The organism is Bradyrhizobium sp. UFLA01-814, from assembly GCF_046718885.1.
GTDB lineage: Bacteria > Pseudomonadota > Alphaproteobacteria > Rhizobiales > Xanthobacteraceae > Bradyrhizobium > Bradyrhizobium elkanii.
In genome coordinates, this window is record NZ_JAQOSR010000026.1 from 17,489 (window position 1) to 40,637 (window position 23,149).

The 23,149-nt window shown below is 63.7% G+C and carries 21 protein-coding genes; 11 read left to right on the plus strand and 10 right to left on the minus strand.

What is annotated here, in order from left to right:
- The first annotated feature begins 7 nt into the window (after nt 1-7).
- The 5 genes from PMN64_RS10775 to PMN64_RS10795 all read left to right on the plus strand — a co-directional run bounded on the left by PMN64_RS10775 (nt 8) and on the right by PMN64_RS10795 (nt 4,923).
- Entirely contained in the window at nt 8-1,327 is a 1,320-nt protein-coding gene (locus PMN64_RS10775) for a pilus assembly protein TadG-related protein (protein WP_411780668.1), read from the plus strand.
- Nucleotides 1,270-1,734, plus strand: coding sequence for a TadE/TadG family type IV pilus assembly protein (locus PMN64_RS10780; protein WP_411780669.1), 465 nt, complete (start codon nt 1,270-1,272; stop codon nt 1,732-1,734). The genes PMN64_RS10775 and PMN64_RS10780 overlap by 58 nt, the downstream gene beginning before the upstream one ends.
- A gap of 393 nt (nt 1,735-2,127) precedes the next feature.
- Nucleotides 2,128-3,801, plus strand: coding sequence for a type II and III secretion system protein family protein (locus PMN64_RS10785; RefSeq protein WP_411780670.1), 1,674 nt, complete (start codon nt 2,128-2,130; stop codon nt 3,799-3,801).
- Nucleotides 3,802-3,813: 12 nt separating this feature from the next.
- Complete coding sequence (locus tag PMN64_RS10790) at nt 3,814-4,215, plus strand: hypothetical protein (RefSeq protein ID WP_411780671.1); 402 nt, start codon at nt 3,814-3,816, stop codon at nt 4,213-4,215.
- 129 nt (nt 4,216-4,344) lie between these two features.
- A complete protein-coding gene (locus PMN64_RS10795; RefSeq protein WP_411780672.1) occupies nt 4,345-4,923 on the plus strand; it encodes a tetratricopeptide repeat protein in 579 nt (192 codons plus the stop codon).
- Nucleotides 4,924-5,078: 155 nt separating this feature from the next.
- On the opposite strand, the gene PMN64_RS10800 is transcribed toward PMN64_RS10795, so the two are convergent.
- Both PMN64_RS10800 and PMN64_RS10805 read right to left on the minus strand, forming a co-directional pair.
- Nucleotides 5,079-6,116 (minus strand): hypothetical protein, encoded by a 1,038-nt coding sequence (locus PMN64_RS10800; protein ID WP_411780673.1) that lies wholly within the window; start codon nt 6,114-6,116, stop codon nt 5,079-5,081.
- Nucleotides 6,117-6,443: 327 nt separating this feature from the next.
- A complete protein-coding gene (locus PMN64_RS10805) occupies nt 6,444-6,875 on the minus strand; it encodes a hypothetical protein (protein ID WP_411780674.1) in 432 nt (143 codons plus the stop codon).
- Nucleotides 6,876-7,132: 257 nt separating this feature from the next.
- Between PMN64_RS10805 and dinB the strand changes: the two genes are divergently transcribed.
- On the plus strand, nt 7,133-8,380 hold the full coding sequence (gene dinB, locus PMN64_RS10810) for a DNA polymerase IV (protein ID WP_411780675.1): 1,248 nt from the start codon (nt 7,133-7,135) through the stop codon (nt 8,378-8,380).
- Nucleotides 8,381-8,494: 114 nt separating this feature from the next.
- Nucleotides 8,495-8,704: a hypothetical protein gene (locus PMN64_RS10815; protein WP_028345078.1), complete on the plus strand. Its 210-nt coding sequence runs from the start codon at nt 8,495-8,497 to the stop codon at nt 8,702-8,704.
- Nucleotides 8,705-8,785: 81 nt separating this feature from the next.
- Here the strand turns inward: PMN64_RS10815 and pyk are convergent, their stop codons facing one another.
- The 6 genes from pyk to PMN64_RS10845 form a co-directional block, all read right to left on the minus strand.
- Nucleotides 8,786-10,201, minus strand: a complete 1,416-nt coding sequence (gene pyk / locus PMN64_RS10820; protein WP_411780676.1) for a pyruvate kinase — start codon at nt 10,199-10,201, stop codon at nt 8,786-8,788.
- 3 nt (nt 10,202-10,204) lie between these two features.
- Nucleotides 10,205-11,512 carry a glycerate kinase gene (locus PMN64_RS10825; RefSeq protein WP_028345076.1) on the minus strand — a complete coding sequence of 436 codons (1,308 nt, stop codon included), beginning with the start codon at nt 11,510-11,512 and terminating at the stop codon, nt 10,205-10,207.
- A 30-nt stretch (nt 11,513-11,542) separates the two neighbouring features.
- Nucleotides 11,543-12,901 (minus strand): oxalate/formate MFS antiporter, encoded by a 1,359-nt coding sequence (oxlT, locus tag PMN64_RS10830; RefSeq protein ID WP_028345075.1) that lies wholly within the window; start codon nt 12,899-12,901, stop codon nt 11,543-11,545.
- A 61-nt stretch (nt 12,902-12,962) separates the two neighbouring features.
- Nucleotides 12,963-13,745, minus strand: coding sequence for a fumarylacetoacetate hydrolase family protein (locus PMN64_RS10835; RefSeq protein WP_028345074.1), 783 nt, complete (start codon nt 13,743-13,745; stop codon nt 12,963-12,965).
- Between the two features lie 5 nt (nt 13,746-13,750).
- Nucleotides 13,751-14,770 carry a 2-dehydropantoate 2-reductase gene (locus PMN64_RS10840; RefSeq protein WP_411780677.1) on the minus strand — a complete coding sequence of 340 codons (1,020 nt, stop codon included), beginning with the start codon at nt 14,768-14,770 and terminating at the stop codon, nt 13,751-13,753.
- A gap of 86 nt (nt 14,771-14,856) precedes the next feature.
- Nucleotides 14,857-15,270: a CBS domain-containing protein gene (locus PMN64_RS10845; RefSeq protein WP_411780678.1), complete on the minus strand. Its 414-nt coding sequence runs from the start codon at nt 15,268-15,270 to the stop codon at nt 14,857-14,859.
- Between the two features lie 237 nt (nt 15,271-15,507).
- Here PMN64_RS10845 and PMN64_RS10850 point away from each other — a divergent pair, with 237 nt between their 5' ends.
- The 4 genes from PMN64_RS10850 (at nt 15,508) to PMN64_RS10865 (ending at nt 20,159) form a co-directional block, all read left to right on the plus strand.
- On the plus strand, nt 15,508-16,356 hold the full coding sequence (locus PMN64_RS10850; RefSeq protein WP_411780699.1) for an IclR family transcriptional regulator: 849 nt from the start codon (nt 15,508-15,510) through the stop codon (nt 16,354-16,356).
- A gap of 181 nt (nt 16,357-16,537) precedes the next feature.
- Nucleotides 16,538-18,325 carry a glyoxylate carboligase gene (gcl, locus tag PMN64_RS10855; RefSeq protein WP_411780679.1) on the plus strand — a complete coding sequence of 596 codons (1,788 nt, stop codon included), beginning with the start codon at nt 16,538-16,540 and terminating at the stop codon, nt 18,323-18,325.
- A gap of 36 nt (nt 18,326-18,361) precedes the next feature.
- The gene (gene hyi / locus PMN64_RS10860) at nt 18,362-19,147 is read left to right on the plus strand and encodes a hydroxypyruvate isomerase (protein WP_411780680.1); all 786 of its coding nucleotides are present in this window, start codon (nt 18,362-18,364) and stop codon (nt 19,145-19,147) included.
- Between the two features lie 124 nt (nt 19,148-19,271).
- A complete protein-coding gene (locus PMN64_RS10865) occupies nt 19,272-20,159 on the plus strand; it encodes a 2-hydroxy-3-oxopropionate reductase (RefSeq protein ID WP_411780681.1) in 888 nt (295 codons plus the stop codon).
- 145 nt (nt 20,160-20,304) lie between these two features.
- Here the strand turns inward: PMN64_RS10865 and PMN64_RS10870 are convergent, their stop codons facing one another.
- Together PMN64_RS10870 and PMN64_RS10875 are read right to left on the minus strand one after the other, a co-directional pair.
- Entirely contained in the window at nt 20,305-22,665 is a 2,361-nt protein-coding gene (locus PMN64_RS10870) for a xanthine dehydrogenase family protein molybdopterin-binding subunit (protein ID WP_411780682.1), read from the minus strand.
- A 15-nt stretch (nt 22,666-22,680) separates the two neighbouring features.
- Complete coding sequence (locus tag PMN64_RS10875) at nt 22,681-23,139, minus strand: (2Fe-2S)-binding protein (protein WP_411780683.1); 459 nt, start codon at nt 23,137-23,139, stop codon at nt 22,681-22,683.
- Nucleotides 23,140-23,149 lie beyond the last annotated feature (10 nt).

The window sequence follows — 23,149 nt, forward strand, 5'->3', positions numbered from 1 at the left end:
GTGGTCCATGCGTAACATGCTTCATTGCCGTCGCGGCTCAGCCGCGTTCGCAACCGTGATTGCGTTGATCCCGTTGATCGGAATGATGGCGCTCGGCGGTGAGGCCGGATCCTGGTATGTCACCCAGCAACGCGCCCAGGGTGCGGCTGATGCGGCGGCCTACGCCGGTGCCTTGCGGCTCGCGTGCGACAGCGCTCCGCAGCCGGGCACGAGCTGCAACACCACCCAGACATATGATTACCGCGGCAAGCAGGCGGCGGCCCAGAATACGTTCTGCAATTCCGGCGACACGGCCTATCCCGGCTCCAGATGTGTGGCGACCAGCGGCGTCACGCGGACAGTCCAGGTCGCCTCGCTGACGTCGTGGAACGGGGTAGCGGGGACTTACGTTCAGGCCACCATCAGCCAGCAGCAGCCGGGATATTTGGCTCAGGTGCTGGGCTTGTCGACGGTCACTATCGCCGCAACGGCAGTTGCGCGAATTGATAGCTTGGCGAAACCTCCGTGCGTGCTGGCTCTGAAGGATCCGGTCACCTTTCAGGGTAGCCCCACCGTGTCGTCGGCGACGTGCGGTATTTCGTCGGACAGCAGCGCGTCGAACGCGATCGGCTTCGTCGGCAATTCCGGCATCCAGGTAAATGCGCCGAGCTACACGGTCGGCGGCTGCTCCCAGACGGGGGGAAGCCAATGCACGGGCGTGCTGACTTACCAGCAACCGATCCCCGATCCATTAAGTGCCGTGAACACGGCGCTGACCGCGTTGAAGACGTCTGATTTTCCGAGTGGTTCGTGCAGCGGCTCGACAGCCGTTTCGTATGAGACAGGTGCCTGTTACAACAAGGGCAGTCCCACGCTCCCGTCCGCGCTGAGCGGCACCTATTACATTACCGGAAACGTCAAGATCAACGGCAGTCCGACCATTACAGGAACTGCTACCCTGATCTTCTTCGGAGGCGGATCGCTCACGATCACCGGCAGCCCAACGATCCAGATTACGGCGGTGAAGTCGCCGGCAGGCCCATCGGTCTTGTCATCGACGGTGAAGGCGCTGATGACTGACCTTCTCATCTATGACAATGAGGCCTATTCGAAGCAGGGCGTCAACATCTCTGGCAGTTCCAGCAGCTACTTCAATGGCACGGTTTACGTACCAAATACGCCTGTCACTTACGGAGGCAACAGCTCGTCGAGTGCCCCGGCTACCGGTTGTTACCAGGTCATAGCCTACGCGGTGAATTTCCAAGGCAATACGACCCTGGACAACAGTAAGTGTACGTCGGATGGGGCAGCAAAGCCCAACGTTCAAAGCGTGCGCTTGGTGCAGTGATGAAAAGGCTCGATCAGCGCGGGGTGGCGGCTCTCGAGTTCTGTCTCATCGCCGTGCCCTTGTTCACCCTGATCTTCGCTATCTTTGATTTCGGACGATACGCGATCACGATGCAATCGTTGCGCCTGCTTGCGGATGCCGGCGCCCGGGCGAACATGATCAGCTGCTACACGCCCGCTGTGCTGGCGGCCAATTCACCATCCACTTGCACCGGTGACTATCTAACGCTTGCACAGAAGCAGGCCGTTGCTCCCTTCCTGTACGGCGCCAGTCTCACGCCGACGGTGACCACGACGGCGGGCGCCTCGGCGCTGACGGTGACGGCGTCGGTGTCTTTCTCGATGATCATGCCGATCTGGGGCACGTCCCTCAACTCGCCGAGCGTGTCGACCACAATTCCGTTCTGAGGAGAGTCCGATTCGGCGAGGCTGATCGGTGGCGCCGGCTTGGGCGGCCGCCAGGCCGGCTCGGCCCGTGGGCGGGCCGAGAAATAGCTCAACCGGACCACGGAAGTGGTGCGCGCTGGCAACATCGGGGAGTTTTCTCCGGGGTTGCCGCGGCCGGGCGGACCTCTTTCCTTGCAATCGAGGCGCGGGGCAGGGGATGATCCCAGAGCCGCCATTAGCGGCCTTGCGACCCGGGTGAGTGCCCGGTGCGCCGGGAATCGGAATTTTGCGAGTAACGATTTGTAGTCGGACAGACTGTAAGCTCTACGGCGTGGTGGACGAACGGGAGTGATCGGGACGCCGAGGTCGTAGGTTTACGGGGATCGTCGCGGAGATGCGGCGAAGGGGATTGGCATGATGGGAAGTCGCGTTTCGGTCGATGCGGGACTTGGGCTGGTTGCCTTGAGCGCGATGGCGTTTGGCGCTGCGATCGCCCTGTTCCATTTCACCGATCCTGCTGTCGCCGCGGACCGGCGGGCGCCGTCGTCCAGCGGCGTGTTCGTCAGCGAGATGAGCGACGTCCAGCGCGTCAAGGTCACGATCAACAAGTCGCGCACCTTCAGGGTCGATACGGCGTTCTCGTCGATCGTCGCGGGCTCGCCCGATATCGCCGACGTGAAGTCGCTGAGCGACCATCTCATCTACGTCCAGGGCAGGAAGACCGGCACCACCAACGTCATCCTGTTCGACAGTTCGATGAAGCAGATCGGCATCCTCGATGTCGAGGTGACGCTCGATATCGGCAATTTGCAGCAGAACATCCAGTCAGGCACCGGCACACGCGGCATTCGCGTGTCCTCCTCCGAAGGGCAGGTTGTGCTGAGCGGAATGGCCGCCGATGCCGTCGCCGCCGAGCGGGCGATGACGATTGCCCAGGGCAGCGTTCCCAAGGACGCCATCGTGGTCAATGCCATGAGCGTTGCGGCGCCGCAGCAGGTCATGCTCGAGGTGCGCTTCCTTGAGGTCAGCCGCGAGGCGGGACGCGATCTCGGTGTGAACCTTTATGCGGCGAACGCCAACGGTACTAATGTTGGCAATACCGGCCTCGGCGGATTTACCGGTATAGGTCGAGTGCCGATCGGCGGCGTCACTCACACCAATCCAACGGGCAATATCAACCGAATTGATCCCAACATTGCCGTAGGGTCGACGCCCACTGGCAGCCTTCCGGTGCTTCAGACGGTGGGATCGCTTATTGGTTCCGCCGGCGGCGTGGCTGCGCCCCCGTTCGGAAGCTTGTTGACGAGCATTCTTCGAACCAGCAACGGCAGTTCAGTAGACCTTCTGATTACCGCACTGGAAACCAAAGGGCTGGCCCGCCGGCTAGCGGAGCCGAATTTGACCACGCTTTCGGGCGATGCCGCGCGATTCCTGGCAGGAGGCGAGATCCCGGTGCCGGTCGCCTCGTCGCCGGTCCCGGGCGCACTGCCAACCGTGAGCATCGACTACAAGAAGTTCGGCGTCGAACTGGCCTTCGTGCCAACCGTGCTGTCGCGCGGAGTGATTAATCTCCGCGTCGAGCCCTCGGTCAGCGAGCTCGATTTTACCAACGCGGTGAGCATCGCCGGAACGACGATCCCGGCGCTGACCCGCCGTGACGCACGCACCACGGTCGAGTTGCGCGACGGCCAGAGCTTTGCCATCGCCGGCCTCTTGCAGACCCGCAACCGGCAGGACGTCTCGCAACTGCCCTGGATCGGCTCGGTACCTGTGATCGGAACCCTGTTCAGCAGCAAGTCGTACCAGCAGCAGGAGACCGACCTCGTCATCATCGTGACGCCGCGCCTGGTCGCGCCGGCGGCACCCGGTCAGCAGCTGGCATCGCCGCTCGATTCCCGCCTGCCGGCCAATGACGTCGACTTCTTCCTCAATGGCCAGATGGAAGTGCGCAAGCGTTACGACGACTACGTCAATTCCGGCGGCGACGTGAAGGGACCCTATGGTCACATCATCGCGCCAAACGCTGTTGTTCCGGCTCCGCCACCGGCTGTCAGTGCGAACCAGCCGGTCGTGAAGACCTTGAACTAGGGGAGGCGAGAGATGACCATCCGATATCTGGCTTTGCTCGCACCCTTCCTGCTCGGCGGCTGCTACGGCCTTTACGGACATGACGAGATGGACCGCTACGTGCAGCGTTCCGACACCATCACGATGAGCGCCGGCAACGCCAAAGAGGTCAACGCCGTTACGCACACGATCCATCCGTGGCCGGCCTATGTCGGCGATCGCAGGATCGCGTATGACGCGCGGCGTACAAACGGTGCCGTGCAGCGCTATGGCACCACGACCCGGCCGGTGGATCAGTTGCCTGATATACCCGAACCGACCAAGGCGATGGGCCAGCCGCCGCCCGTCACCACCATTCAGAACGTCAACACGACCGGATTGGGCGCAGGGACCGGAGGATCGGTGGCCGTCGGGGTCGGAGGCGGCGGCAGGTAATGTCCTTTTGGCGTCGGCCAAGTGCCGGGGCGGGGATTCGGAAGGGAAGTGCGACGTTAGGTTTCGGCGGACCTCGGTATTTCGGTCGTGCCGTCTGTTTTCGTAGGTAGTTTTGCGATGGATCTTCGAATGGTGCGGGGGATGCGCTGGACTTGGGGAACGGGGCGAGGATTGCATCGCCTCGCGCCGGCGTTGATCTGTTGCGGCTTGGCGACCGGCCTTGGGGCCTGTGACTACACGACGCGGGAAGCTGCGATCGTCGCGCCCGTGGATCCGCCGGGCGGTGACCCCGTGCAGGAGCCGACCGACGTCAAATACTATCCCTCCGACGAACCGGTGCGGATGGGACTCGAGCACTACAACCGCGGCAATTACGGAATCTCGCAGCGCTATTTCAAGGAGGCGGTCGAGAAGGCGCCGAAGGACGTGACGGCCTGGGTCGGCCTCGCGGCGAGCTATGACAAGTTGCGCCGCTTCGATCTTGCCGATCAGGCCTATGCGCAGGCGATCCGGCTTGGCGGCGAGACCGTCCAGATCCTCAACGATCAGGGCTACTCCCTCATGCTGCGCGGCAATCTGAGCGGCGCGCGGCGGAAGTTCGAGAAGGCGTATTCGCTCGATCCGGGCAACCCTGTCATCGCCAACAACCTCGAGCTTCTCAACGGCAGCCGGAAGTTCATCGAGCGTCCGCCGAATAATCAGCCGTAGGTTGACAGCGGTTCATGAGCCTCTGCACGATTTTAGAGGTATGATAATACCCAATTTTTCCCGACGCGTCGAGTTGCCGGGTCCGCCGGCTCCTTTGCATGGGGTTGTTTTCGATATTTTGGCAGCTCGCTCCTGCGACTTGACCTCGCCACGATCTAGTTCGGCATCAGCACGGCATCGACGCGGCGGCTGTTTCGTGTGCTGATGATGATGGCACCGTTGCGGGTCGCAAATCTCGCGCCGACAAGGCGCGGCAGCTTTTCCGTGAGCGATGAAGGCAGCGGAATCATTCCGCCGGTGATGGGATCGCCGACATTGATCGGCGCGACAGCTGCGCCGGCCGAAGGCGCTGCCTTGATGTACTCCCTTATCAACTGAATCTCTTCACGCGAGAGGCTGAGCGCGGCCTGCTCGCCTGCGCTGTCAGTCAGCTTCTTTTCCGCCTCGGCCTTGTTTTGCGCATCTTCCTGCTGGGCGGCATCGCGTTTTGCGACTTCGACCTGTTCGAGTCTGGCGAGGCGTTCCCTCAGCGGCGCGATTTCCCGCCGCAACGCGGCAATGTCCGACTTCAGCGAAGAGAGCTGACCAAGCGCGATCGCGGCGGCAACGCAAGCGACGACCGAGATCAGGCTGAGGCACGCCACCGCCAGCCCCGTCAATCCGCCTCGACGATCGGCACGACGATCCGGGACATCCTCCGCGGATCGCCGTCGCCGCGCGGCGGCGAATTTGGGCATGGTCGTGCCGAGCAAGCTGACCAGACCGGATAGCCGCGAAGCCGTTCGGTTCGTCGCTTGAAACGAGCCGAATGCAGGCGCAGGGATGATCGGAGAGTCCCCCGAGGGGATGTCGGGAGCAGTGGTCGAACGGCCCTCGCCGGATGGCTGGCGGTCGTCGCGGTCCTCGCGCGTCATGCCGGGGAGCTCGAGATCAACGTTGTCGGGACGGTCGATCGCGGTGTCCGCACCTGGATGGCGCGTGTCGGCTGCAACAGCGTCCAATTGTTCCGTTTCCTGTGGATCGAGTCTTTGCTCGATGCGGGCGGTTTCAAGCGAGCGCCACAGCGAGAGTCCCGAATCGGTGATCTGCAGGCCCGCATCGTTGATCGATGCCCATCCCGATTGGAAGACGTCGGCGTCGCCAAGCTCGGACGGCCGCTTCGACTGCGCGGCTTCATCGCCGGCCGCGATCATGCGCTTGACCTCGCGGCTGACCTCGTCGATCGCGATCCGCTCCCCGGGCCTTGCGGCCAGCACACTCAGGATCGCCAGATTGAACCTCATGCGGCGCCTCGCGATGCCCCATCAACCGGCCGTGCGGTCGTTCCTCTCCCGTCAGGCGACGTGCAAGCCTCAGCGGGGTCGAAGCGGATCAATCATGCCGGCATGGACGTCGGTCAGTCAGGGAGTCGAGCAAGTGTACCGGCTCCCCAAGGGGCAAACAATCCGGCACCAGACCTACGACAGATGGATAAGTCGGCCCGCAAACGCGACGCGTCGGGATCACGTTCGCTGCGCGCCTCAGAGAAACTCGCGAAGCCTGGAGAGCTCGATCACATGCTCGGGTGACAGCACGTCGGGGACGAGGGGAGGCTGCGACTTGGTCCGGATCTCGTAAAGATGTCGCGTCTTCTCGGGCTTGCCCATGAAATCTCGAATGCATTGGTCGAGCGTTCCGTTGACGACCATATAGGGCGCGCGATCCTCTCGCCTCGAGTTGTTGAGCGAAGGCCATTTGTAAAGGTGGGCCGCAGCTTGGAAGTCCACCTGATGAGATTGGTCGGTCATTGCAAAATATCTAGCCGAAAAAGCCCTGCGCGGCAAAGTCAGCCAGCTGATGGGTGAGCTGGTGCGGCAATACGCGCAAGCTGCGTGCGGTCGTCCATCGCAGAAGCCGCCGTCATGCATCTCGAACGATCCGCTGACGTGCGTCGCGTCAATGCCTCGCAGCAACTCCCACTTCGATCTCCCGCGGGCCGAGACCGGGGGCGATGTGGCGAAGGCGGCTGAAGGAAGTGCCGGCAGACCCCCTCGCGCGGCAAGCGCGCGCGGTGGCAACTCGCGTTGACGCCTAGCGTCGTTTGCGGCGCCAGCGGCCGCGGCGACGTGCTGGATTGACTCGATTCCAGAATGTTCCTATTTTGTTCTATTGTCAATTTCCACGTCCGGAGACGGGCGGCTTCGGTCAGGTCAGGGATGAACGGGTCGAGATGGCAGCCGCAGCCACCATCCTTCATGCGGACCTCGACGCATTCTACGCATCGGTCGAGCAACTGCTCGAGCCGTCGCTGCGCGGCAAGCCGATCGCAGTCGGGGGCGGGGTTGTGCTTGCGGCGTCCTATGAGGCCAAGGCCTTCGGGGTGCATGGCGGCATGTCGGGGCGGGAAGCCCGCCAACTGTGCCCGCAACTTGTTTTCGTCGGCGGCCATTTCAGCGACTACCAGCGGCTGGGTGACGCGGCCATCGAGGTGATCGGCGATTTCACGCCGCTGGTCGAGCGAATTTCGATCGACGAGGCGTTTGCGGATGTTGCCGGCTGCACGCACCTGTTCGGAACGCCTGCCGAGATAGCCGCGTCGATCCGGTGGCGCGTGCGCACCGAGCTCGGCCTTCCGATCTCGGTCGGCGTCGCCCGCACCAAGCATCTGGCGAAGATCGCCTCGCAGGTCGCAAAGCCCGACGGACTTGTCGTCGTTGATCCCACCGCCGAGCTAAGCTTTCTTCACGAACTGCCGGTTGAGTTGATGTGGGGGGTAGGGCCGGTCACCAGGACCCGGTTGGACGCGATCGGCGTTGCGACGATCGGTCAGCTCGCCAAACTGTCGGAACGGTCGCTGATGCACTTGCTCGGTCCGGCAGCGGGCGAGAAACTCGCCGCGCTGGCCTGGAATCGCGATCCGCGACAGCTCAAGCCACACCGGCGCGCGCGATCGGCAGGAGCACAATCGGCACTCGGCCGAAAGCCTGCGATCGAGCAAGTCATCCGGCCAACGTTGCTCCATCTCGCCGACCGCGTCGCCACGCGGCTTCGGGCGAAGTCACGGCCTGGACGAACCGTGACGGTGCGCGTCCGCTTCGCCGACCTGAAGTCGGTGACGCGCTCGATGACGCTCGATGCGCCGGTGTGCACGACCATCGTCCTGGCCCGGCTCGCCGAGAATCTGGTGCGCGCTGCCCTTGCCGACCATCCCGGCGAGAAGGTCATCTCGCTGTTGGCGATCTCGGTGTCGCATCTCGAGGAGCATTGGGATCTTGCGCTGGAGCTTCCACTCGGACTGGCGGATGAAGCGCTTCGCCCTGGAAGCCCGACAGGGATGGCCCGCTGGGCGGCGGACCGTGCGATCGACAAGATCCGCGAGCGCTTTGGCTGGGAGGCGATCGGATATGGTTCAGCCGCGCTGGAGGTGGTTCATTCGGTGCCCGATGCGTTTCGCAAGCTTGCCGAGAGAGAGCTCTAGCGCTCGCTGGTTCACGTACCTGTCACTGCATTAAGAAAAGGCAATTTGGAATCGCGCGCTTGTGAGTGGCGACCCCGCACCGCCGGCTTATTTTGAGCCTGCGGAGGGACAGCCATGAAGCACAGCGCCGAACTGATCCAGACGATGCGCGATGCGTTGGATGCGGTCATGACAAGCGTGCCGGCGGATCAATCCGTGTTCGGTCTCAAGGCCGCTGTTGCGGAATGCATCCTGCGAGCCGCAGCTCACGGCCAGACATCGTTCGACGGGCTCGTGACCTCAGCATCCGATCAGCTTCAGTCGATCATCTCGATGCTGACCTAGGCGATCGGGAGGCGTGCGACCATCGCTCGCACCATGCCGCGCGGAGCGCTGATGATGCAATCGCTCGGGCCGACGGTTCTCTCAGGGCAGCGATACGACCCGTAGATTGTTGGTCGTTCCCGCTTGTCCAAAGGGAATGCCGGCAACAACGACCAGCAGATCGCGGCTCGATGCAAACTGCTCTGCATGCGCGAATGCAGTTGCGCGCTCGACCATCTCCTCATGGCTCTGAACGTCGCCGGAAAGCACGCTGTGAGCGCCCCAAAGCAGGCACAGGCGACGCGACACTTCGCGGCTTGGGGTGATGGCGAGGATCGGGCGGCTCGGCCGCTTGCGCGCGACGCGTGCGGCCGTGGTGCCGCTCGAGGTGTAGGCCACGATGGCCGCGGCGTGAACGACGGAGGCGAGATCGGCCGCTGCCGTCGCCACGGCATGCGGTGGCGTCTGCTCTTCGCCGGGCTGGGTCGCCTCGACGATCGAGCGGTACATCTTGTGTTGCTCGGTGCTGCGGATGATGCGGTCCATCATCTCGACCGCCTCGCGCGGATATCGGCCTGTCGCGGACTCGGCCGACAGCATCACTGCGTCTGCGCCGTCATAGATGGCGGTCGCAACGTCGGAGACTTCCGCACGCGTCGGCGTAGGGGCGGCGACCATGGAGTCGAGCATTTGCGTGGCGACGATCACGGGCTTCACCGCGAGACGGCAGGCCCGCACCAGCTCCTTCTGGCGCCCCGGCACGTCCTCATGCGGGATTTCGACGCCGAGATCTCCCCGCGCAACCATGATGGCGTCGCACAACTGGATGATATCGTCGATCCGTTCGAGCGCTGCCGGCTTCTCGATCTTGGCCATCAGACCGGCGCGGTCCCCGATGAGGCCTCTCGCCTCGATGATGTCCGAGGGCTTCTGCACGAACGACAGCGCAACCCAATCCACGCCAAGTTTCAGGCCGAACTCCAGATCGAGGCGATCCTTCGCGGTCAGCGGTGAAAGATCGAGGACCGTCCCCGGCAGATTGACGCCCTTGTGATTCGAGATCGTGCCGCCGACGATCACCTTGGCTTCGATGAAATCGTCACCGAGCCCGGTAACGCGAACGCGGACCCTGCCGTCGTCGATCAGAAGGTCATGGCCAGGGGCAACGGCGGCAAAGATCTCCCGATGCGGGAGGGGAATTCCGGTTCGGTCGCCTTCCGATCCGGACAAAACGAACCGAATGGTCTCTCCGGCCACTGCGGCGATCTTTCCATCGCGCAAGGTGCCGACGCGGATCTTCGGACCCTGGAGGTCCATCAGGATGCCGATCGGTCGGCCGACTTCCTGTTCCAGCTTTCGGATCGCCGCGTGAATGCGTGCGTGGTCGCTCTGCGTTCCGTGACTGAAGTTCAGGCGGAATGTATCGACGCCCGCCAGCAGCAGCGCCTCGAGCATCTCGGGGGAACTGCTGGCGGGACCGACGGTTGCGACGATCTTGGCGCGTCGATGACGGCGCATGGGTCACCTCATTGCTGGCTTGATTCCCGGCTTGCCGGCTGCAATCAGCACGGCGCGGATATCGTTGACATTGGTAAGCGTTGGCCCGGTGCGTACGAGGTCTCCAAGGCGGTCGAAGAACGTATAGCTGTCATGGGCAGCCAGGTACGCCCGTGCGTCAAGCAGATTCGCGGCGGCGCGCCGCAGCGTATCCGGACCGATCAAAGCGCCAGCCGCATCTTCCGTTCCATCAATTCCATCGCTGTCGCCCGCAATGGCCCAGATATCGGACGCGCCGGACAGGGCGACGGCAAGCCCCAGCAGGAATTCGGTGTTGCGGCCGCCACGTCCCGCCGGCCCGCGCCCGATCGTAACCGTCGTTTCTCCTCCGGACAGCAGCACCGTGGGGGCGGGGCCTGGCTGCGCGCGCCTCGCGACTGATAGGGCGATGCCGGCCATCACGGTTCCGAGTTCCCGTGCCTCGCCCTCGATCGCGTCGCCAAGGATGATCGGCGTCAGGCCTTCGTCTCTGGCGGCGCTGGCCGCAGCGTCAAGCGCATGGAATGGAGCGGCAAGGATGCGGACATCGGCATCGATCTCGCCGGGTTTGGGCGTCTCGTCCGCCCGTTCAAGCACAAGCCGCGCCGCTTCCGGCAGGTCGATGGCAAACCGGCCAACGATCTCCAGCGCATCGGCTTTTGTGCTGCTGTCCGGCAGCGAGGGACCGGAGGCAATCGCGGCGGGATCGTCGCCGGGAATGTCTGAGATCACAAGGGTCGTGACGCGGGCGGGACGGGCAGCCAGCGCCAGCCGCCCGCCCTTGATCGCAGACAGATGTTTGCGGACAACGTTCATCTCGGCAATTGTCGCGCCGCTTGCAAGGAGTGCCCGATTGACCGCCTGCTTGTCGGCGAGAGTCATCGGAGATGCCGGAAGGGTCATCAGCGCCGAGCCACCGCCGGACATCAGCGCGATGACGAGATCGTCTGCTGAAAGCCCCTCGACGGCGCGCAGCATGCGAAGGGCAGCGGCCTTGCTCGTGTCATCCGGCACGGGGTGAGACGCTTCGAGCACTTCGATGCGGCCGGTTGGAACCGAATGGCCGTGGCGCGTGACGACGACACCCGAAAGATCGACGTCAGGCCATGCCGCGTCGAGGCCCGCCGCCATGGCCGCCGACGCCTTACCCGCGCCGACGACGATGCATCTGCCCTTCGGCTTTGCCGGCAGGGCGCTGGCGATCGTGATCCTCGGATCGGCGCTCGCGATGGCGGCGCCGAAGATTCGCCGCAGGGCGGTCCGAGCTCGCACATCCGTCCATTTGTCGCTCAATCGTTTGCGCTCCGGCCGATAAGTCTCTTGTTATGGCGCCTTCTCGAGACGGTCGTAAGACACGGGTGCCTCCAGTCGACCGCCTTCACCGGGAAAGACCTTCGCGCGAGCGGTTGCGGCGCTTGCCGTCGCTTCACTGCCGAGAATGAACGCGCGCCGCATCGGCTTGATCAGGAACAACGCGGTGAGGGCAGCGGTAGCATTGAGTGCAACCGCGACGATGAACACGGCCTGCCAGCCGAGCTGGGAAGAGATGATGCTCGCAAGCGGCACGAGCAGCGCTGCCGTGCCCTTCGCCGTGTAGAGCATGCCGTTGTTGGTGGTTGCGTATTTGGCGCCGAACGTGTCGCCCGCCGTCGCGGGAAACAGGCTGTAGATTTCGCCGAAGACGCCGAAATAGATCGCCGTGGCCAGCACGAAGACAACCGGAATGTGACCGTAGCTGGACAGCGTCAGCAACATCAGCGCCGCAGTCGCGAACGCGATAAACATCGTGTGCTCGCGGCCGATATTGTCGGAGACCCAGCCAAAGAGCGGACGGCCGAAACCATCGAAGACGCGATCGAGCGAGATGGCAAACGTCAGCGCCGCCATCTGGAAGCCCGCCAGGGTGACCGGCGTGTCCGCGATCTTGAAGTCATGGGCGATCGGCCCGATTTGCGCGGCGGTCATCAACCCGCCCGAAGCCACCATGACGAACACCAGGTACATGACCCAGAAGATCGGGGTGCGCAACACCTGGGGCGGGGTGTAGTCGATCGCGCTCTGCGGCAGATTGAGCCGCTTCTTCCTGGGCGCCTCGACGCCATCCGGCGGGCGGACGAACCAGGCCAGCAGGATGACGATGAGGCCTTGCCCGATCCCGAAGGTCAGGAAGGTGCTCTGGTAGCCGCTGGCGGCGATCATGTTGGCGATCGGTACGACGGTGAGGGCCGCACCGGCGCCAAACCCGGCGGCGGTTGCCCCTGCAGCCAGGCCGCGCCGGTCCGGAAACCATTTCAGCGCATTGCCGACGCAAGTGCCGTAGACGGCGCCGGCGCCAATGCCCGCGACGATTGCTGCCGCATAAAGCGTGACGAGAGATGAGGCGTATGAGTTCATGACCCAGGCCAACCCGATCATCAGCCCGCCGAACGTGATGACGATGCGGGGGCCGTATTTATCCACGAACCAGGCCTCCACCGGCACGAGCCATGTCTCCGTCATCACGAAAATCGTGAAGGCGAGCTGGATGGCTGGACGACCCCAGTGAAACTTCGCGTCGATCGGATCAACGAACAGTGTCCACCCATATTGCAGGTTGGCGATCATCGCCATGCAGACAATTCCGATCGCCAGCTGCAGCCAACGGAAGCCGCCGGCCGATGATGCCGGATTCGTGGAGATCATGTACGCTCCTAAGATCACTGTCGTTTGGGCCGGCTGCGTCGGGTGATCGTCCCGCCGCCGCCTACTGACGGAATTCGTTGGTCAACTCGCCGATTCCGTCGATCGCGACGGTGACCGTGTTGACAGGCTCCTTCATCACCCCGACGCCAATCGATGTCCCGCAGCAGATCAGGTCGCCCGGCAACAGCGTCATGTCGTGCGAGATCTTGCTGACCAGCGTCTGTGCGCTGAAGATCATGTCCGCGATCGGGTAGTTCTGGCGCTCGACGCCGTTCAGGATGGTGCGCACCACAAGGCGTGCGGGGTCGAGGCCTGAGGCAATGACGGGACCGAAGGGGCCATATCCGTCGAAGCCCTTGGCCCGTGCCCATTGCGGAAAGGTCGGGTCGCGATTGAGGATGTCCGCGGCGGTGACGTCGTTGGTGCAGGTGTAACCGAAGATGAAGGCGTCGGCCTGCTCGGGCGCGACCGCCGTGCAGCTCCTGCCGATGACGATGCCAAGCTCGCCTTCGTAGGTCGTCTTGCCGTCGTAGCCCACCGGGCGCCTGATGACGGCGCCGGGTGCGGTGACGCTGGTTGGCGCTTTCAACAGGTACAGCGGTTCGGCAGGTTCAGGCGATTTCAGCTTCTCCGCAAGTGCGTGAAAATTGTTCCAGAGCGCGATGATCTTGCTCGGTTGCGTCGGGGCGAGCAGCTCGACATTGTCCGGCGCCAGCGTTTGTCCCGTCGGTCGCGTGTCGCCGAACATGTCCCCTTCGTGCACGGAGATGCCGGCTGGGGTGAGTTGCCCGAAGCCGATTTCGGCATGGTGGCGGAAGCGGACCCAGCGCGTAACATTGGCCATCGGGATCACGCCACCGCCAGCGTTTCTGCTGCTGCGGCGCCGGCCGCTCCGTCATAGAGGCCGGCCAGCCTGGTGCGCTGCGCGACCAGGGCCAGCACCGCATCGAGGGCGGGCGTCGCGATTCCTGTCATCCGGCCCATCTCCTGCACCACGGTGATCAGCGGATCGATCTCGACCGGACGTCCACGTTCGAGATCCTGCAGCATCGAGGTCTTGTGCGCGCCGACCTTGCGCGCACCTTCGATGCGGCGTTCGACATCGACCCGAAACTTGACGCCGAGGCTTTCCGCGATCGCCTGGGCCTCCAGCATGATCGCCCGGGACAGCGCGCGCGTGCCGGGATTGCTGCAGATCACGTCGAGCGTCGCGTGGGTGAGGGCGCTGATCGGGTTGAAACAGACGTTGCCCCACAGCTTGAGCCAGATCTCGTCACGGATACGGTCGAGAACGGGTGCTTTCATGCCCGCGGCCACGAACAGCTCGGAAAGTTTCTGGACGTCGGATGTGATCTCGCCGGAGGGCTCGCCCAGCGGAAAGTTGTTGCCGTAGACGTGGCGGATCACGCCGGGCGCCTCGATTTCGGTGGCGGGGTACACCACGCAGCCGATTGCACGTTCGGGGCCTAGCTCGTTCCACTGCCGACCGCCGGGATCGATGCTCTCGAGCGTCGATCCCTCGTGCCGTCCACCGTGCTTGTGGAAATACCAATAGGGAATGCCGTTGACGGCGGTGACGATGCGGGTCCGATCGCCCAGCAGCGGCCGCATCGGCTCGATGACGCCGGTGATCGAATGCGCCTTGAGGCAAATGATGACATAATCCTGCTCGCCGAGTTCGGCGGGGTTATCGGTACAACGAGGATGCACGACGCGCTCCTCGTCGCCCATCAGGAGCTTCAGGCCGTTCTGCCGCATCGCGGCGAGATGCGCGCCCCGCGCGACCAGGCTGACATCGGCACCAGCGCGCATCAATTCGACACCGAGATAGCCGCCGATTGCGCCGGCGCCGTAGATGCAGATTCTCATGAGATCCTCGCAAGCAGAATGGGGACACAGCAGGAGCCGGAGCGGGCTCGAACCGAGTAGCGTGGCAATGGCCTTGGGTAACTCCGTCAGGCCGCGCAGGCGGCTTCCTCGTAAGCAAGGGTGATGTCCCGCATGCTCACGACGCCGACGAGCCGGCCGTTGTCGATGACGGGGATATGTCGGATCCCGTGACGGGCCATGAGGCGCTCGACATCCGTGAGCGCATCTTGCGAATTGCAGGACACCAGCGGCCGCGGCGAGATGAACTGCGCGACTTTCATGGCAAGACCATTGGTGCCGCGCTCGGCGATCACAGCGACGACGTCGCGCTCGCTGAACATTCCGATCACTGCGGCGTCCTTGCTGCGCGAGGCGTTCCTGACCACGAGGGCGCCGACATTGCTCGCGTACATCAGGTTCGCCGCAATGCTCACGGTTTCGTTCGAGCCGATCGTCACCACGTGCGCATTGTTGGCGCGAAGGATGTCCCCGACGTACATGGCATCGTCCTCCCGGTTGCTTGATTAGGTCGCTGTGAAACGATCGTGGTATACATTATCCCAGAAGTCAAACAAAAGAATCGAGCCATTTTCTAAGAAGAATGGCAAAAATACTGACCTATTCGCGAGGATGTCGCCTTGACTCCCGGGCTTTTTGGTATGCCATATGCCAATTCTGGCGCTCGTTCTCGACGAGCAATTTCGTTCTGAACTGCAACCGGTTAGGGGCAAGTCGTGATGAAAAGAGAGCCGATCCGGCGCAAGCCGTCCGATCCCGATCTTCGCGCGCAGCCGGAGCCGGACGCGCGCGACGGCGGTGTTCAGTCCGTTGATCGCGCCATGCAAATCCTGGAGACACTTGCAGAGGATGATGAAGGCTATCGGCTGACCGATCTGGCGATCCGCACCGGCCTGTCGCCCTCGACCGTACATCGCCTGCTGACCACGCTCGAGAACCGCAGGTTCGTTCAATTCGACCGCGACGAATCCAAATGGCACATCGGCGCGCAAAGCTTTGTGGTCGGCTCGACCTTTGTGCGCCGGCGGAATTTTGCCGCGCAGGCGCTGCCTTATCTGCGCAAGCTGCGCGACCAGACCCGGGAAACGGCCAATCTTGCCGTGGTCGATGATGAATCCATCATCGTCGTGTCCCGCATTGAAAGCCGTGAGATCATGCGCTCGCTGACCAAGGTCGGCGGACGCGTCGCGATGATCGCCTCGGGAGTGGGCAAGGCGGTGCTGGCTACCTATTCCGATGCAGACGTCAACGCGATCATTCGCCGTCAGGGCATGCCGCGGCTGACTGAAAAGTCGATCGTGCGGCCCGGCGAGTTGTTCAAGGAATTGGAGAACGTGCGGCGTCAGGGTTATGCGGTGGATGATGAAGAGGCGCGCCTCGGCCTGCGCTGCGTGGCCGCGGTCGTCTTCAACGATTGCAACGAGCCATATGCCGCGATCTCGGTATCGGGCATGGCGGACAGGCTGACGAACGAACGCTTGCCGGAGATCGGTACGATCGTGCACCAGATCGCAGCCGAACTCACGGCCGAACTTCGCGGGAACCGCACGCAGCAAGCGCAGGCGTAGGGCGGGCTGCAATTTCGTTCGCAACAATTTCCATTTCTACGCTGACGCTAATCGATTGAAGAGGCGCAAGAAATCGCGAGCGTTGCCACAGCGCGGAAATTCCAATCGATTGCGTTGAGATCGATGCTCGCGGGCCTGATGATCCTGCTCAGGCCAACTCATAGCGAAGCGGGATCATCACATGAAGATGCGAGCGGTGGATGCAGCGGTCCGCATACTGGAACGCGAGGGGATCACTTGCGCTTTTGGCGTTCCCGGCGCGGCGATCAATCCGCTTTACTCTGCACTGAAGCGCAACGGCTCGATCAGTCATATTCTGGCGCGGCACGTCGAAGGCGCCTCGCATATGGCGGAAGGCTACACCAGAGCGAAGGCGGGCAATATCGGCGTTTGCATCGGCACATCGGGCCCCGCCGGAACCGACATGATCACCGGGCTCTATTCGGCGATCGCGGATTCGATTCCGATCCTCTGCATCACCGGTCAGGCGCCGCGGGCGCGGCTCTACAAGGAAGATTTCCAGGCCGTCGACATCGAGTCGATCGCAAAGCCGGTGACGAAATGGGCCGTGACCGTGCGCGAGCCGGCGCTGGTGCCGCGCGTGTTCAGCCAGGCTTTCCATATCATGCGGTCGGGGCGGCCGGGACCGGTGCTGATCGATCTTCCGCTCGATGTGCAATTGGCCGAGATCGAGTTCGACGACGAGACCTATTCACCGCTGCCGGTCTACAAGCCGACGGCGACGCGCAAGCAGATCGAGAAGGCGCTCGAGATGCTGAACGCCGCGGAGCGGCCGCTGATCGTGGCCGGCGGCGGCGTGATCAACGCCGATGCTTCCGAGCTGCTGGTCGCCTTCGCCGAAGCGGTCAACGTTCCCGTGGTCCCGACGCTGATGGCGTGGGGCGCCATTCCTGACGATCACGCGCTGATGGCAGGCATGGTCGGCTTGCAGACCAGCCATCGCTATGCCAACGCCACGATGCTCGAATCCGACTTCGTGCTCGGCATCGGAAATCGCTGGGCCAACCGCCATACCGGTTCGATCGAGACCTACACGAAGGGTCGCAAATTCGTCCACGTCGACATCGAGCCGACGCAGATCGGACGGGTCTTCAATCCGGACCTCGGCATCGTCTCGGACGCCAAGGCCGCGCTGGAAATGTTCGTGAGCGTCGCCAGGGAGTGGCGGAAGTCCGGGAGGCTGCGCGATCGGCAGGCCTGGCCCGCCGCCTGCCGCGACCGCAAGCGTTCGATGCTGCGCAAGAGCCACTTCGATAACATCCCGATCAAGCCGCAGCGCGTGTACGAGGAAATGAACAAGGCCTTCGGCCGCGACACCTGCTACGTGACCGTGATTGGATTGTCGCAGATCGCCGGCGCCCAGTTCCTCAACGTCTACAATCCACGCAACTGGATCAACGCTGGCCAAGCCGGCCCTCTCGGCTGGACGCTGCCGGCCGCGCTCGGTGTGCGCGCCGCCGATCCCGATCGCGACATTGTCGCGCTGTCGGGCGATTACGACTTCCAGTTCCTGATCGAGGAGCTCGCCGTCGGGGCGCAATTCAAACTGCCCTACATCCACGTCGTCGTGAACAATTCATATCTCGGGCTGATCCGGCAGGCTCAGCGCGGCTTCGACATGGACTATCACGTCCAGCTCTCGTTCGAGAACATCAACGCGCCCGAGATCGGCGCTTACGGCGTCGACCATGTGGCCGTCGCGGAGGGTTTGGGCTGCAAGGCGATCCGGGTCACCGATCCGAACGACGCGCAGGCGGCGTTCGCGACCGCACGCGAGCTGATGGCGAAGCATCGCGTGCCCGTGGTGGTGGAGTTCATTCTCGAGCGGGTGACCAATATCGCCATGGGAACGGAGATCGACAACATCGTCGAATTCGAGGAGGTGCTGGATCTCCCGCTCGATGACGTGCCGAGCGCGTCACGATCCGGCACGCTGTTGCCGGCCTGACGACATCTTTCAGCGCTTCAAGCGGAGATATTACCCGTGCCTCAATTTGCCGCCAATCTCACCATGCTCTTCAACGAGTTGCCGTTCCTCGATCGGTTCGCGGCCGCCAAGGCCGCCGGCTTCAACGCAGTCGAGTATCTTTTTCCTTATGACTTCGAAAAGGGCGCGTTGCGGGAGGAGTTGGCGCGCTGTGGGCTGACCCAGGTGCTGCACAATCTTCCGGCTGGCAATTGGGCCGCCGGCGAGCGGGGCATCGCGATCCTGCGCAATCGGGTCGATGAATTTCGCGACGGCGTGATGCGCGCAATCGACTACGCAAAGGCGTTGGATTGCCGGCAGCTGAACTGCCTGGTGGGCATCGCTCCAGCCGATACGGATAGGGCAGAACTGCAGGACGTCCTCGTGTCCAACCTGCGCTTCGCTGCCGGCGCGCTTGGCCAGCACGGCATCAAGCTCCTGATCGAACCGATCAACACGCTAGATATTCCCGGCTTCTTCCTGAACCGTACGGAACAGGCGGCGCAGCTCATTTCCGAGGTGGGCTCATCCAATCTGTTCATCCAGTACGACATCTATCACATGCAGATCATGGAGGGTGATATCGCGCGGACCCTGCAGAAGCATCTCGGCCGGATCGCGCATGTCCAGCTCGCCGACAATCCGGGGCGTTATGAGCCGGGAACCGGCGAGATCAACTACTCCTATCTGTTCAAGCATCTCGACAGCATCGGGTATCGGGGCTGGATCGGATGCGAATACAAGCCGCGGACGACCACGCTCGAGAGCCTCGGCTGGCACGCCGCGCAGACTTTCGTGACCTAGAACTTTCTTCGTTCCGATTGAATCGGGACGGAGCTCTGGAATTTTGTTTTGACGCGTTTTCTTCACGCGAGCCGAGAGTCGCTCGCCGGAAAACGCCTTCATCCGCCTGACAGGAGCAACGACAATGAAGGACATCGGATTCATCGGACTTGGCACCATGGGACGTCCGATGGCGGGCCACCTCCTGGCTGCAGGCTATCGCCTGTTCCTGCACGACGTCGTACCGCTTGCGCCTGAGCTGATTGCAGCCGGCGGCATCGCTTGCGAGTCCGCCAAGCAGGTGGCGCAGGAAGCGGACGCCGTGATCATCATGGTGCCGGACACTCCGCATGTCGAAGCCGTGCTGTTCGGTCAAGGCGGCGTCGCGGAGGGCATCTCCAAAGGCATGATCGTGACGGATATGAGCTCGATCTCTCCGCTGGCGACGAAGGAGTTTGCACGCAAGATCGATGCGCTCGGGGCCGACTATCTCGACGCGCCGGTGTCCGGCGGCGAAGTTGGCGCAAAGGCGGCCAGCCTGACCATCATGGTTGGCGGGCGGGAGCGGGCGTTCAACGCCATGAAGCCCCTGTTTGAAACGGTGGGGAAGAATGTCACGCATGTCGGCGGCAACGGCGACGGCCAGACCACCAAGGTTGCGAACCAGATCATCGTGGCGCTGACCATCGAGGCGGTGAGCGAGGCGTTGCTGTTCGCCTCAAAGGCGGGGGCCGACCCCGCGCTGGTGCGCCAGGCGTTGATGGGTGGCTTCGCGTCGTCGCGAATCCTCGAAGTGCACGGCGATCGCATGCTGAAGCGCAATTTCGATCCGGGATTCCGCATCGAGCTGCATCAGAAGGATCTCAACCTCGCGCTGGAAGGTGCGCGCGCGCTTGGCTTGTCGCTGCCAGGCACTGCCGCAGCCCAGCAGCTGTTCAACGCCTGTACTGCCCTCGGCGGCAAAAGCTGGGACCATTCCGCTATTCTGAGAGCGCTGGAAGTCATGGCAGGCCACGAGGTCGCCGCTGCCTGAGCTTTATGCAAGGAATGGACGAAAATATCGCGGGCTCAGTCGGTGCGGGGGAGGCGGTAGCGCTTACCCGCCACGGATCAGGCGCCTTGCGCGCCAAGTCGGTCGCTCAGCGTTCGGATCGTTTGCTGAGCATTTTCTGGTGTCCCTAGCGCGCCCCGTGAGGACGAACAAGGTTGTCCGCCCACACCTCGGCAATGTGAGACAGTGCCAGACCCGGCTTGCGCTCGAGCAGAAGTTCGAGCACGCGCGGCGGCGTCAGGGGTAATTTCTGCACCCGCTTTCCTGTCGCGTTGGCAACGGCGCAGGCGACGGCGGCGCCAACATTGAGGATCGGCACCTCGCCGGCGCCCTTGGTGCCGAGCGGCCCCATCGACGGCGCGCCCTCATAGAGGCTGATCTCCACCGGTACGACGTCGAGCGCAAGCGGTACGCGGTAGGTCTCAAAGCCGCTTTGACTGACGCGGCCATTGCTGCCGATCGTCACCTCCTCGTGCAGGGCGTAGCCCAGACCCTGCACCACGCCACCCTGGATTTGGCCGTGGATTGCGCGTGGATTCAGCGCACGGCCGACGTCCTGGACCACGCGATAGCTTAGCACCTCGACATGCCCGGTCTCCGGATCGACGGCGACCTCGCAGTCGTGGACGGCGAAGACGGGGATGTCGATCGCGTCGATGAAATGACCGGCAACGCAACCGGGCATCGCCGGCACCCCGGCGCCGGTGAAGGCGCCGGTCCCGGCGACCGGTCCGCCCAGCGCTTGAGCCCGGGTCGCGACCTCAGCGACGGTGCGGCCGGAGCCCGGTGCGCCCGCGATCTCGATCCGACCATCGCGCATGACGAGATCGCCGGGCGCGGCCTCGATCATCTCGGAGGCGATCCTCAAAAGCTTCGTGCGGACCTCCTGTGCCGCCGACAGGCTGGCGGCGCCGAGCGAGACGGTGGTGCGGCCGCCACCGACGCCGACATCATAACCGGCTGCATCGGTATCGGCGGCGCGGACGATCACTTGCTCGGGCGCGATGCCGAGCGTGCTGGCAACGATCTGCGGCAGGCTCTGCATCATCGAGCCGGATCCGATCTCGACACCCGACGTGACCAGGGTCGCCGTGCCGTCGGCATTCATGTTCACCGTCGCGGCCGACGGGCCGACGAAGACGAACCAGGTGCCGACGGTGGTCGCACGTCCAAGGAGCTTGCCGTCGGTGCGCGCCGGCAGCGGCGCTGCGGCGTCGCGCAACGTATCCATCCGGTCGAGCATCGGGCCGAGCACATCTCCCTCGAATACCTGGCCAGTGGCGCCGAGATCCTTGTCGCCGAGGACATTGCGGCGCCGGAAGAGAAGTGGATCCATTCCGATCCGCGCTGCGATCTCGTCGGTGTGCCGCTCGAGCGCAAAGGTGTTGTAGACGCCGTTGCAGCAGCGGAACGCCCCGTTCGGCGCCGTGTTGGTATAGACCGCGCGCGAGACCATGCGCACGCTGCCAAGCCTGTAGTTTCCGCCGAGCGTGTGTGCGGTCATGGTGGTCAGGAAGATCTGTTCGCCGCCATAGGCGCCGCAGTCCATCAGCACGACCGCCTCGCAGCCCACGATTTCTCCCTCGCGCGTCACCGCCGAGCGGATACGGATATCGGCGTTCTCGCGGAACAGGCAGGTCAGCATCTCGTCCTCGCGGGAATTGACGAGGCGAACCGGCCGGCCGCTAGCGCGGGCGAGGAGGGCAGCGAAGGGCTCAACCGCCAGATCGAACTTGAGACCGAAGCCGCCGCCGACCGGCGGCACAGTGACGCGTACCTGCGACGCCGGCACGCCCAACACGCGCGCGGTTGCATTGCGGATGCTCCAGGGAACCTGCGTCGACGTCTCGATATGGAAGCGCCCGTCCTCATAGCTTGCGACGACCGCGCGCGGCTCGAAGGCCACGTGGTTCTGCCGGCCGACGCGATAGAGACTTTCGACGATCTCGACGTCAGGCCGCGCAAAGGCGGCGTCGACGTCGCCGCGAACGACGGTCGCCTCCCAGGCGACATTGCCGGCACGCGCGCCGCCTTCGAACAGCACCTCATAGCTGCGCCAGTCCGGATGGACCAGCCGCGCATCTGGTGCCAGCGCCTGCGCCATAGTCAGCACTGCGGGGAGTTGCTCGATCTCCACGTCGATCGCCGCGAGCGCAGCCTGCGCCTGCGCCAACGTGACGGCTGCGACCGCGGCAAGCGGTTCGCCGTCGTAGCGAATGATATCGCGGGCGAACAGCGGGTGATCGGCGATGCCGATTCCGATCATGCCAGGCGCATCCGATGCCGTCACGATCGCACGTACCCCCGGCATGCGGGCAGCCCTCGACGTGTCGAGACGAATGATACGGCCCGAGGGCACGCCGGCACGCAGCACCGCGGCGTGCAGCATGCCCGGCAGATATCGATCGATGGTGTAGCGCGTGCGGCCACGCAGCTTGTCGGCGGCGTCCCGCCGGCGCAAATCCATCGTCGCGGAAACGTCGGACATGTTTGCGCCTCCCGATTATGCTTTGGCCAAGGCGAGCAGCGTCGCCTCGACGATGCGTTCGTATCCCGTGCAGCGGCAGATGTTCCCGGTCAGTGCCGCCCGGATATCGTCACGGGTGGCGTCAGGCCGGGTCGTCAAGAGATGCGTCAGGCTCACCACCATGCCGGGAAAGCACATGCCGCATTGGACCGCATCGCTGGCCTCGAGGGCCGCCTGGATGCGGTTCAGTTCGCCGTGAGGCGCGAGGCCTTCGACGGTGCGGATCTCGCGGCCATCGGCCAGCGCGGCGGGCAACAGGCACGATGGCGTCGGCTCGCCGTCGACCAGCACCATGCAGGCGCCGCAAAAGCCTTCGCGACAGACCGGTTTCGCGCCGGTCAGATGCATCTCCTCGCGCAGGATGTCGATCAGCGGCGTGGCTGGATCGGTCGCGGAGGAAAGATGATCGCCGTTCACGGTCAAGTTGAATCCCATGTCGATCCCC